The sequence below is a fragment of the Streptomyces sp. NPDC041970 genome, assembly GCF_055588985.1.
The window spans coordinates 130,706-142,587 of record NZ_JBVJCD010000012.1 but is presented as its reverse complement, the minus strand read 5'-3'; the positions used below and the strand labels follow the sequence as shown (position 1 = coordinate 142,587).

8 protein-coding genes and 2 pseudogenes are annotated in these 11,882 nt (G+C 67.8%); 3 read left to right on the top strand and 7 right to left on the bottom strand.

The genetic code is table 11. The features are described from left to right. Window positions 1-178 precede the first annotated feature (178 nt). The 5 genes and pseudogenes from ACZ6EJ_RS09815 to ychF form a co-directional block, all read right to left on the bottom strand. Complete coding sequence (locus tag ACZ6EJ_RS09815) at window positions 179-631, bottom strand: mycothiol transferase (protein ID WP_469265840.1); 453 nt, start codon at window positions 629-631, stop codon at window positions 179-181. A gap of 410 nt (window positions 632-1,041) precedes the next feature. Continuing rightward, the gene (locus ACZ6EJ_RS09810) at window positions 1,042-2,862 is read right to left on the bottom strand and encodes a DUF262 domain-containing protein (RefSeq protein ID WP_469265839.1); all 1,821 of its coding nucleotides are present in this window, start codon (window positions 2,860-2,862) and stop codon (window positions 1,042-1,044) included. A 314-nt stretch (window positions 2,863-3,176) separates the two neighbouring features. Then, window positions 3,177-3,394: pseudogene (locus ACZ6EJ_RS09805) on the bottom strand (hypothetical protein); the annotation flags it as partial. An 8-nt stretch (window positions 3,395-3,402) separates the two neighbouring features. Then, a pseudogene (locus tag ACZ6EJ_RS09800) lies at window positions 3,403-3,806 on the bottom strand (transporter); the annotation flags it as partial. 380 nt (window positions 3,807-4,186) lie between these two features. Continuing rightward, window positions 4,187-5,275 (bottom strand): redox-regulated ATPase YchF, encoded by a 1,089-nt coding sequence (ychF, locus tag ACZ6EJ_RS09795; RefSeq protein ID WP_469265838.1) that lies wholly within the window; start codon window positions 5,273-5,275, stop codon window positions 4,187-4,189. A 621-nt stretch (window positions 5,276-5,896) separates the two neighbouring features. On the opposite strand from ychF, the gene ACZ6EJ_RS09790 reads away from it, so the two are divergent. Continuing rightward, entirely contained in the window at window positions 5,897-6,547 is a 651-nt protein-coding gene (locus tag ACZ6EJ_RS09790) for a DUF6542 domain-containing protein (protein ID WP_469265836.1), read from the top strand. 379 nt (window positions 6,548-6,926) lie between these two features. Here ACZ6EJ_RS09790 and ppgK read toward each other — a convergent pair whose 3' ends face one another. Both ppgK and ACZ6EJ_RS09780 read right to left on the bottom strand, forming a co-directional pair. Next, window positions 6,927-7,679, bottom strand: a complete 753-nt coding sequence (ppgK, locus tag ACZ6EJ_RS09785; protein ID WP_469265835.1) for a polyphosphate--glucose phosphotransferase — start codon at window positions 7,677-7,679, stop codon at window positions 6,927-6,929. A gap of 72 nt (window positions 7,680-7,751) precedes the next feature. Continuing rightward, window positions 7,752-8,741: a 4-hydroxy-3-methylbut-2-enyl diphosphate reductase gene (locus ACZ6EJ_RS09780; RefSeq protein ID WP_469265833.1), complete on the bottom strand. Its 990-nt coding sequence runs from the start codon at window positions 8,739-8,741 to the stop codon at window positions 7,752-7,754. Window positions 8,742-8,834: 93 nt separating this feature from the next. Between ACZ6EJ_RS09780 and ACZ6EJ_RS09775 the strand changes: the two genes are divergently transcribed. After that, complete coding sequence (locus tag ACZ6EJ_RS09775; RefSeq protein WP_469265832.1) at window positions 8,835-10,199, top strand: APC family permease; 1,365 nt, start codon at window positions 8,835-8,837, stop codon at window positions 10,197-10,199. A gap of 381 nt (window positions 10,200-10,580) precedes the next feature. Beyond that, window positions 10,581-11,792, top strand: a complete 1,212-nt coding sequence (gene xseA / locus ACZ6EJ_RS09770; RefSeq protein WP_469265830.1) for an exodeoxyribonuclease VII large subunit — start codon at window positions 10,581-10,583, stop codon at window positions 11,790-11,792. Window positions 11,793-11,882 lie beyond the last annotated feature (90 nt).

The following is an 11,882-nucleotide window of genomic DNA, read 5'->3' as shown; positions in this document are numbered from 1 at the left end:
ACGACGGCATAGTGGCGACCTGCGTGCTCTTTGAGTTCCCATGGCATGTCGGCAGGCTGCCACAGATGCCCTGTCGGAGGCTCGCGGGTATCCCGCGTCTCACCTGGGTGCAACCCGTCCAGTGTTTGCGGGACAGCCCTTAGGCCGTGTATCGAAAGTGGATCTTGGTGATGGATATTTATGGTTCATGGCGCGGTGAGATCCCACGAATGAACAGTGGTCGGTACTGGAGCCGTTGTTGCCGAGGGCAACGAAGGCGGAACGGCTGGTTCAAGTTGTTACAACGCTTGATGATCTCGTTGGACCGTTCAATGGCACCGAGGTAGGCGGCAAGAAGACTGTCCACGGTCTCACCCTCGGCGAGATCCATGCTGAAATCCGAATGCTCGACATCGGCACCCTCGAAGACCCAGGCGCACCAGTAAAGATCCGCCGCCGTCAGGTGCTTGACCAGGCCGACAACGCTGGTGCCACAGGGCACCCCAGGCGCTCGCCCCTGCCTGTCATCAAAGCCCTGCGCCTTCACAACCACCGCTTCACGGACGTAGTGCAAGAACGTGAGCAATGTCGACTTCTCGTCGGAGTCGCTGCCAGGTGAGCCTACATGGCGGCACCATTGCGTCTCTGTCATCGGGGCACACTAACTTGATTCACTTTCGGAACGCACCTATAGCTACGTGATCGAGCGCTACGTGGCGAGGAAGGACTCGGACCACCAGCGCTATCGCGGCCTAAAAGGCCGTCGTGCCCTGCGGCCCGAGTAACCACAAGCCGAACACTCGCCCGCCACCTCATCCACGACGCGGCCGCGATCACCGACTCCGAGCTGAAGCCGCTCGCACCAGTTCCCCACAAAGCGGGGTTCCGCGATCACGCCGCCCTGGATGATACGCACCCATAACAATCAGTCAGGCGGCGGTGACTCACAGTGCGAGAGTCGTAAAAATTATTCCAGTCCGGGACATCTCGCTTCCTCGTAACTATTCTGCCCCTACGAGGCCACCTGGGCACTCCCTTCCGACTCACGCGAACCGCCTGTACTTATAGCTTCCAAACTCGGTCCAATGCGTCGTTCGCCAGGAAACGCGACCTCACCTCAATCTGGGCAGCAGTCGGCGAATCCACACCACTCGCCTCCCACGCGGCGAGTTCTGAATCGAAGTATGCCCTCCCCTTCTTGAGCTCCTTCACCTTGGATGACAACGGGGCATCTCCAAGGGAACTGTTGAGGCGATCAGTGAGGAGTGTCAGATTGCCTATCGAGTAGACCGGATCGCGATAGTCGGCCGATGCCGTTGATTGTGGCTTAATGTGCTCGATCGACCACGTCGTGAGGTTCTGCCCCGCCGGCAGCAGGCGTTCCAACTTCGCAAACGACATCAGCACGTAAGCGATGAAGATCTTGCGAGCTCGGAGCTTCTGCGCCAAGTTCAACTGAAGCGAGGGCGCATAGAACAACGAACAAAACGCTTGGTGAGCTCTCGCGCGATCGGGCAGACTCGCACGAAGCTTTACCTTCAGGTCCTCGATGGCCATCGCGACGTCACGGGCAGACGTAGCGCCCTCCAGTCGAACAGCGAAGCGATTATACCGACCACGCGTGCCACCAGTCGAACCACTATTCGTTAGTGCGTTATATTGAAAATGGAAAGATTCAACGAGTCTCAAGACTTCAACGACCTGCGCCTGCTTGATCAATCTCGTTTCTCGGAACTTGCGAGCTACGGCGAGGACCGTCGAGTTGGCTACAGTGACATTAAAGATCGCAAGCGCACGAACACTGTCTACGAATTCCGGGATCGCGAAGGCATTGCGAACCCCAGCACTCTTCGGATGAACCTGCACATTCTCAGACTCTAGCCACTCATAGGTTTCCGCATCTCCTTCAAGTTCCTCTAGATAGGAGAGGTGTGCGGCTGCACTGGCGGCCACAATGCGACTAATTTCCTTGAACAGTTCCGGCTCCTTCACCGCCTCTCGCCGGGAGTTCCAGGATTGCCAAATGAACCTATCCACAACATCCGCACTCACACGACCCAGCTGAACACGATCGACGATTCGTTCCCAGCGCCCCGCGATCGCCTTTCGATCATCAACCTCCGTGGCACCCCCGCGGATCAGCAGGTTCTTTACGAGGTCTGAAAGCCGCAAGTCCGCCCCGCGTGTATTCAGCGTCTCAAAGACCAGAAATCCGTCCTCCTCAGACGCCAACTCAACTTGGATCACACGTGCCTTCAAGGCGTTTGACCTTATGGACTTGAGGCGCTCAACCTGCTCATGCGGCGTCAATCCTTTGAGCTCAGCAAGAACCTTTTCCTCAAAGAAGTCTCGAGCCTCTCCGATTCGCTTAGCACTCACATTCCACTTCGCTCCAGATGGAATGGCATTCGGATTTTGAATGACCTCATAGAACATATTCTCAGGTCGACGCAAAACGGGATAACCATTTCCGTCGTCGTCCCTGACCATCAGGTATTTCTGCGTGACAACCGCCTGGCTATCCGCTACATCCGCATCAAAATTCTCGACATCACCGTTTTTGGCGGCCACTCCACGGAATGCGTCACGCACAACAGATAGAAGAATTGCACTTGTGGTCAGTCTCTGCTGGCCGTCAATGATCGAGTACGTATCATTGAAAAGATCCCTCTTCTCGCTCACCCACGTAACCGTGGACCCGAAGAAGAAATCCCCCTTCGCCAAGATGACATCGTCCCAAAAATCGATGAGTTGATCCTGGGACCAACTGTAAGGCCGCTGAAAGTTGGGAACCTCATACAGGCATTGTTGGAAACAAGTCTGTATGGTCTTTGTCTGACTCTCGATTGGAATCAGCTCATTACTTGAGATAACCTCGGACATCCCAACCCTCACACCTCGTCACGAAACACGTCAACTTAAACAGTAGCGCAAGCCCAAGGGCCTGCGCAGGTAGTTGAGTAAAGGCTTAACACGTCGTGCAGCGTGCCCAGTGGCGCTGGCTAGCGCAGTCGGGCTCGGCACGACCACCCGCTGCGGCTTGACACCGCACTTTGTCCCATGGATGCACCAGAGGACGGATGCTGCTAGACCCGGCCCCTTCTGACTTACGTGGCGAGAACGCGGGGCACCAGCATCTCTGGGCTTTGCCCCGAAGAGCGAAGCTGTACCCAGGATGTCCCAGACGTCGTAACCGCTTACCGTCTGCTGTAGCTTGGCCTGCACAGTCTCATTCGCAGCCGGCCCAGGCGAGAAGTGCGGGGCCTTGGAGCGTGACGCTCACGCTGCCGTCCAGCCAGACTTCCGGCACCCACGAACTCCTCGGGGATGGCGTTGGCGTCGACCCAGCGGCCCTGGGAGTGCTTACGTGGTTCTCGGGTTCGCCGGTCCCTTCGTGGGCGGCGAAGACGATCGTGCCAAGGGAGCACCAACCCAGACCACCGTCTCCAGGTTGACGTGATCGCTGCCGAAGTACCGGTAACGGACCAGATCGATGCTGCGACGATGCTCGCGCACAGCGTGCGCGTCGTAGCGAGCGAAGTCGCCGGCGACACAGATCAGGCGGGGAGCCCTCCACAGGACCTGGGCCGTGGTCTGCACTCCAAGCCTGTCGCGGAACAGGCTGTCGAAAGCGCTCCGGTGCCGGGTGAGCCACGACAGGTAATAGAGAGGCCCTGGTTGATCACGCCGGCGTCCGTGCCGCGTTTGTACTCAACGATCACGGGCGCACCATTCACGTCGAGACCGAACGAGTCGATCCGCCCTCCGTCGACGCAGTCGATGACGTACTCGCTGGCCAGGAAACGCACCCCAGCATCGTCTCCCATGTGCGCCTCGACGAGACTCTGCACATCCGTCTCGATGTCGGCAAGACGCGGCGTGACCTCAGTCGCGCCGTTTTTCGTTGTGTGGAACAGCTTCACGCCCCGACTTCCCCCTCGGCTAGGAGATCAACAACGTCGGGCGGGTGCAGATTTGTTTCCATACTCGGCCATGAGGCCGTGAGGAAAGCGTGTGGATGGGCTCTCCTTTTACCCACCCGTCGTACCGGACAGCCCACCCTCCGAAACCCAGCACGGGCGTTCCCATCCCATCCCATCCCAGCACCATCCCAGCACGGAAAAAAACCAAGGGTCCGACTCCGAAGAGTCGGACCCTATCTGACCTGCGTGTTTACTAGAACAGCGACGTAGTGATATGCCACCCACTACACATTGAAGCGGAACTCCACCACGTCCCCGTCCTGCATGACGTAGTCCTTGCCCTCCATGCGGGCCTTGCCCTTGGCGCGGGCCTCGGCCACCGAGCCGGTCTCGACGAGGTCGTCGAAGGAGATGATCTCGGCCTTGATGAAGCCCTTCTGGAAGTCGGTGTGGATCACACCGGCCGCCTCCGGGGCCGTGGCGCCCTTCTTGATGGTCCAGGCGCGGGCTTCCTTGGGGCCTGCCGTGAGGTAGGTCTGGAGGCCCAGGGTCTCGAAGCCGACGCGGCCGAGGGTGGCGAGGCCGGGCTCTTCCTGGCCCATGGACTGGAGCAGTTCCAGGGCCTCGTCGTCGTCCAGCTCGATCAGCTCGGACTCGATCTTGGCGTTCAGGAAGATGGCCTCGGCGGGGGCGACCAGGGCGCGCTGTTCGTTCTTGAAGTCCTCGTCGACCAGCTCGTCCTCGTCCACGTTGAAGACGTAGAGGAACGGCTTGGTGGTGAGCAGGTGCAGCTCGTGCAGGAGCCTGCCCTTCTCCGTGCCCGCCGTGATGCCGGCGGCGAAGAGGGTCTGGCCGGACTCCAGGATCTTCTGCGCCTCCTCGACCGCGGCCAGGACCGCGACCTTCTCCTTCTGGAGGCGGGACTCCTTCGTCAGGCGCGGGACGGCCTTCTCCACCGACTGGAGGTCGGCGAGGATCAGCTCGGTGTTGATCGTCTCGATGTCGTCCTTGGGCGAGACCTTGCCGTCGACGTGGACGACGTTCTCGTCCTTGAAGGCCCGGATCACCTGGCAGATCGCGTCGGACTCGCGGATGTTCGCGAGGAACTTGTTGCCCAGGCCCTCGCCCTCCGAGGCGCCCCGGACGATGCCGGCGATGTCGACGAAGTCGACCGTCGCCGGGAGGAGGCGCTGGGAGTTGAAGATCTCCGCGAGCTTGTTCAGGCGCGGGTCCGGGACGCCGACCACGCCGACGTTCGGCTCGATCGTGGCGAACGGGTAGTTGGCCGCCAGCACGTCGTTCTTGGTCAGGGCGTTAAACAGGGTCGACTTGCCGACATTCGGCAGACCGACGATTCCGATCGTGAGCGACACTTTGGCGACTTCCTGGAGTGAGGAGAGGGTCAGGGGCGTCCTGGCCCGGCCCGGTTGCGCGGGCCGGTCCCGGAGTGGACCGATTCTCCAGTTTACGGGCGGGCGCGCCCGCCCCGGTACGGGTCCACCGAAGCCCGCCGGGCCGCCCGCCGGGGCCTGCCGCCCTCCCCGCCCGCCAACCGCTCGTGCCTGTCCGAACCGCTCGTGCCGGCCGGGGCCTGCCGCCGCTTCCCGCCGCGCACCACCCGTGCCAGCCGGCACTCCCGCCACTCCTGCCCCGCACCACCCGTGTCTGCCCGTGTCGGCCGGGGCCTGCCGCCCCTACCCGCCCGTGTCTGCCCGCACCGCTCGGTTCCCTCGGGCCCACCGTCCCCCGGCCCGCTCGTGCCCGCCGCGCCTCAAGCGCCCCGGTACCGCGCACTCGTCCCTCGGGCCCACCATCCCTGCCCGCCCCGGCCCGTACGACCTTGCCGAACGCCCTCGCAGTGTCGTCGCGAGCCGTGTCCGCCGGGTCCGAACACGGCGGGTTTCCGCTGGTGTGACATCGAACGCAACGCCAAGGTCGACCAAAGCGCGTGTCCCTCGCCTGCTTCTTCCCGCCCGGCGACCTACGTTGTCCAGGTGGAGCAGCACAGGACACGACCCCCGCAGCGCAGGCAGCCCCCGAAGGCCCCGCCCGCCCCGCCGGCACCGGCACCGGCCGCGCCGGGTGGCGCCTTCGGTGAGAGTTCGGCCGTCTACCGCGCGGCCGGCAAGCCGGGCGGGCGGGTGCGACGGGTGCCGCCCGTGCCGCTGGTGCTGCGGCGGTTCCCCCATCCCCGGCTGACCGCGATCGGCGCGGGGCTGTTCGCGGTCGTCGCCATGGTCGTGCTGGGCTGTGCGGACCGGTTGCTGTTCGACGGCTCCACCCTGTTCTACGGGCTCCTCTTCCTGCCCGTCAGCGCGCTGACCGCGCTCTGGGTCCGCCCCGCCGACCTCGTCACCGCGCCGATCAGCGTGCCCATCGCCTTCGCCTTCGGGAGCTTCCCGATCTCCGGGGGCGCGGACGGTTTCGGCGGGCAGCTCATGGGCCTGGTGACCGCCCTCGCCGTCCAGGCCGGCTGGCTCTACGGGGGAACGCTGATCGCGGGCCTCATCGTCTCCGTACGCAAGGTGCGCGCGATGCGGGACCGGCCGCGTCCGCCGGTCCCGTCGGTTCCGGAGCCCGCCGCCGCGCGGCCCGTACGGGCCGGGGCGGGCGTACGGGCCGCGCGGCGGCCCCAGCGGCCGTGACGTCCGCGCGGGGCCACCGGGCCGCCGCCCCGACCGGGGCGCCTCCCCCGCCGACCCGCGCACCCCGCTGACCGTTCCGCCGCAACGACCGCACCGCCCCGAAGACGGCGAGGACCGCAGGGACCCCGCCGCCCGGAAACGGACAAGGACCCCGAGAACCGGAACGACCCCCGCCGCCCGGAAACGGGCAACGGCCGCGGTGACCGCGCAGACCGTGATGACCGCGCAGACCGCGCAGACCGCGCAGACCGCAAGGATCAGGTACGCCCCGAAGACCACGCGCGCCGCCGAGACCCGCCACTGCGAAGCCCCGCAACGCGGCAGCGCCCGCCCCCACCGGCCGTCGCCGATCGCCCTCGACGCCGCCGCGCGTCCCGCGTCAGGACCCGGCGCGCTCCGTGCTCGCCGCCGCCATCGCCGCACCGACGATGCCCGCGTTGTTCTGCAACTGCGCCGGGACCAGCTCCGCACGGACCTTCTCGATCAGCGGCAGGAACTTCTCCGCCTTGCGGCTGACGCCGCCGCCGATGATGAACAGCTCCGGCGAGAACAGCATCTCCACGTGGAGCAGGTACTTCTGGACCCGGTGGGCCCAGTGGTGCCAGCTCAGGTCCTCGTCGTCCTTGGCCTTCGTGGAGGCGTGCTTCTCCGCTTCGTGGCCGTGCAGCTCCAGGTGGCCCAACTCCGTGTTGGGGACGAGGCGGCCGTCGGTGAAGACCGCGCTGCCGATGCCCGTGCCGAACGTCAGCATGATGACCGTCCCCTTGCGGCCCTTGCCCGCGCCGAACGTCATCTCCGCGACCCCGGCCGCGTCCGCGTCGTTGAGGATCGTCACGGGCTGCCCGATCCGCCGGCCCAGCAGGGCGCGGGCGTCCGTGTCGATCCAGCCCTTGTCCACGTTGGCCGCGGTGCGGGTGACGCCGTCCGTGACCACCCCCGGAAACGTGATGCCGACCGGGCCCGACCAGCCGAACTGGTCGACGACCTCGGCCACGCAGTCGGCCACGTCCGCGGGCGTGGCCGGCTGCGGTGTCAGTACCTTGTGGCGTTCCTGAGCCAGGTCGCCGCGGTCCAGGTCCACGGGGGCGCCCTTGATCCCTGAGCCGCCGATGTCCACACCGAAGATCTCCATGGAACCCACGGTACGGGGCGCTCGGGCGGCTTGCGCGACTGCGGGCCGAACCGTGATCCGCGCGCGGCGGCCCTACTCGGCCGAAAGGGCCGCGGCCTCGGCGCGCAGGTCCCGGCGCAGCTCCTTGGGGAGGGAGAAGGTGATCGACTCGTCGGCCGTCTTCACCGTCTCCACGTCGGCGTAACCGCGCTCCGCGAGCCATTCCAGGACGCCGTCGACCAGGACGTCCGGCACCGAGGCCCCGGAGGTCAGGCCGACCGTGGTCACGCCCTCCAGCCACGCCTCGTCGATCTCGTGGGCGAAGTCGACCAGGTGGGCGGCGGGGGCGCCGGCGTCGAGGGCGACCTCGACCATGCGGATGGAGTTGGAGGAGTTCTTGGAGCCGACCACGATGACCAGCTCGGCGTCCTCCGCGAGCTTCTTCACCGCGACCTGGCGGTTCTGCGTGGCGTAGCAGATGTCGTCGCTGGGCGGCGAGAGGAGGTTCGGGAACTTCGCCTTGAGGGCATCGACCGTCTCCATCGTCTCGTCGACGGAGAGGGTGGTCTGGGAGAGCCAGACGACCTTCGACTCGTCGCGGACCTCGACGTTCGCCACGTCCTCGGGGCCGTCGACCAGCGTGATGTGGTCGGGGGCCTCGCCGGAGGTGCCGATGACCTCCTCGTGGCCCTCGTGGCCGATCAGGAGGATGTCGTAGTCCTCCTTGGCGAACCGGACGGCCTCCTTGTGCACCTTGGTGACCAGCGGGCACGTCGCGTCGATGGTGGCGAGCCTGCGCTCGGCGGCCTCCGCGTGGACGGTGGGCGCGACGCCGTGCGCGGAGAACATCACGATGGAGCCCTCGGGCACCTCGGCGGTCACGTCGACGAAGATCGCGCCCTTCTTCTCCAGGGTCTGCACGACGTACTTGTTGTGCACGATCTCGTGGCGGACGTAGATCGGCGCCCCGTACTGCTCCAGAGCCTTCTCCACGGCGATCACGGCACGGTCCACACCCGCGCAGTAGCCACGGGGAGCGGCGAGGAGGACACGGCGGGCAGGAGTCGCAGTCATGCGTCCCATCGTAAGGCCGTGCCGAACAGGCGCGAGGACGGCCGGGTCGGGAGACTGGTCGCGACGCGCGGACAACGGGCGGCGGACGGTGATGGAGGGTCGATGACGTCGGTGTCGGGGAGCAGTACGGACCGGGGCGGGCTGCGGCGGACGCTGGGATTCAAGGACCTGGTGGTCTACGGGCTCCTCTTCATCGCCCCGATGGCCCCGGTCGGGGTGTTCGGGGCGCTGGACGCGAAGTCCGGCGGCGCGGTGGCGCTCGTCTACCTCGTGGCGACCGTCGTCATGGCGTTCACCGCGTTCAGTTACGCGCAGATGGTCCGGGTCGCCCCCCTGGCGGGCTCGGTCTTCACGTACGCCCGCAAGGGGCTCGGGGAGGGGCCGGGGTTCATCGCCGGGTGGATGGCGATGCTCGACTACCTGCTGATCCCGGCCGTCGCCTACCTCTTCTCCGGCATCGCGATGAACGCGCTGGTCCCCGAGGTGTCCCGGTGGGTGTGGACGGCGATCGCGGTGCTGGTGACCACGCTGCTCAACCTCTGGGGCGTACGCGCGGCGGCCCGCGTCGGCTTCGCGGTGCTGGCGATGGAGATCCTGGTGCTGCTGGTGTTCGTGGTGTCGGCCGCGGTCGTCCTCGTACGGGACGGGGCGCAGCGCGGCTGGCTGACGCCGCTGACCGGGGACGCCGGGTTCTCGGCCGCGGCGGTGCTGGGCGCGGTGTCGATCGCGGTGCTCTCCTACCTCGGCTTCGACGCGATCGCCTCGTTCGCCGAGGAGGTGACGGGCGGCTCGCGGAAGGTGGCGCGGGCGGTGCTGTGCTGCCTGGTGCTGGCGGGGGTCCTGTTCGTGGCGCAGTCCTATCTGGCGGCGCTGCTGGAGCCGGTCTCCTCGGCGGAGCTGGCGGCCGATCCGGCGGCGCAGGGCTCGGCGTTCTACGACGCGGTGGACGCCTCGGTGGGGACCTGGCTGCACGATCTGGTGGCGGTCAGCAAGGCCATCGGGGCGGCGTTCGCCGCGCTGGCGGGGCAGGCCGCCGCCGGGCGCCTGGTGTTCGCGATGGCGCGTGAGCGGCGGTTGCCGTCGTTCCTCGCGAGGGTCGACCCGGCGTCGGGGGTGCCGCGCGTGGCGCTGCTGGGGGCGGCGATCGTGACGCTGGTGGCCGCGGTGTGGGCGGCCCGGCGCGACGACGGCCTGGACCACCTGGTCTCCGTGGTGGACATCGGCGCGCTCACCGCGTTCGTGCTGCTGCACGCATCGGTGATCGGCTGGTTCGCGGTGCGCCGGATGGCGGGGCCGCCGGTGTGGTGGCGGCACGTGCTGGTCCCGGTGGTCGGTGCGGGCGTGCTGATCGCGGTCATCGTGGAGGCGACGACGAGCGCGCAGATCGTGGGCGTGTGCTGGCTCGGCGCGGGGCTGGTCGTCCTGGCGGTGCAGGGCACGGGGCGGCGGACCGGCGGGAAGCGGTGAGCGGGACCGGCGGGAAGCCGGGCCCGGCGGAAGGCGGTGGACGAGCCCAGCGGTGAACAGGCCCGGCGGTGAGCGGGGGCGGCGGGAAGCGGTGAACCGGACCGGACCGGCGGGCAGCGGTGGGCGGACCCGGCGCACGCGGTCGGGGCGCGCGTACGGGTGCGTAGCGCGCCGTCCGTGTACGGCGACGGGGGCCGGGGGCCGCCCTGCCGGTCGTTCTCCGTGGGCGCGGTCCGTGTACGGCGACGGGGGCCCGCGGTCTCCGTGCACGGACCGCGCCTCGGGGTCCGGCGCGCGGGGCCGCGGCCGCGGCCCCCGTGCCTCCGGGGCCGGGCGCGCGGGGCGGGGCTCTTGTCGGTGGCTGCCGATACGCTCGCCCGTATGGCTCTCAACACGTCCGCGGAAGCGCCGCTGCCCGTCGGCGAGGTCTCCCGGCTCATCGGGGGGTGGATCGACCGGCTCGGCGCCATCTGGGTGGAGGGGCAGATCACCCAGTTGTCACGGCGGCCGGGGGCCGGGGTGGTCTTCCTGACGCTGCGCGACCCCTCCCATGACATCTCGGTGAGCGTGACCTGCTTCCGGCAGGTCTTCGACCGGATCGCCGACGTGGTGACGGAGGGCGCGCGGGTCGTCGTCCTGGCCAAGCCCGAGTGGTACGCGCCGCGCGGCCAGTTGTCACTGCGGGCGACGGACATACGGCCGGTCGGGATCGGCGAGCTGCTGGTGCGGCTGGAGCAACTGAAGAAGTCGCTCGCCGCCGAGGGGCTGTTCGCGCTGGACCGCAAGAAGCCGCTGCCCTTCCTGCCGCAGCTCGTCGGGCTGGTCTGCGGGCGCGCCTCGGCCGCCGAGCGCGACGTGCTGGAGAACGCCCGGCGCCGCTGGCCGGCCGTGCGCTTCGAGGTCCGCAACGCCGCGGTGCAGGGGGTCAACGCGGTCAGCCAGGTGGTGCGGGCGATCGAGGAACTGGACGCGCTGGACGAGGTCGACGTGATCGTGGTGGCACGGGGCGGCGGCAGCGTCGAGGACCTGCTGCCGTTCTCCGACGAGCGGGTGGTCCGGGCGGTGGCGGCCTGCCGTACGCCGGTGGTCTCCGCGATCGGCCACGAGCCGGACTCCCCGCTGCTGGACCTGGTCGCGGACCTGCGCGCCTCCACGCCCACCGACGCGGCCAAGAAGGTCGTCCCGGACGTGGGCGAGGAGGTGGAGCGGGTCCAGCAGTTGCGGGACCGGGCGCTGCGGACCGTACGGGGGATGCTGGACCGGGAGGAGCGGGGGCTGGCGCACGCGCTGGCCCGCCCCGCGATGGAGCGGCCCCAGCGGTTGGTGGACGAGCGCGAGGCGGAGGTCGACGCGCTGCTCGGGCGCGGCCGCCGGGTGCTGGGCCATCTGCTGGACCGGGCCGACTCGGAGCTGGCGCACACCCGTGCCCGCGTCGTCTCGCTGTCGCCCGCCGCCACGTTGGAGCGCGGGTACGCGGTGCTCCAGCGCGCCGACGGGCATGTCGTGCGCTCCCCCGACGAGGCCGGGGCCCCCGGCGCGCTTCTTCGGGCGCGGGTGTCGGAGGGCGAGTTCGCGGTGCGGGTGGAGGGGTGACCGGCTCCCCCGGACCGGCGGGGCGGGCGGGGCGGGGACCGCTCCGCGGGCGGGCCGTCCGCCGGTGGGCGACGCCCGCGATGTCGTAGC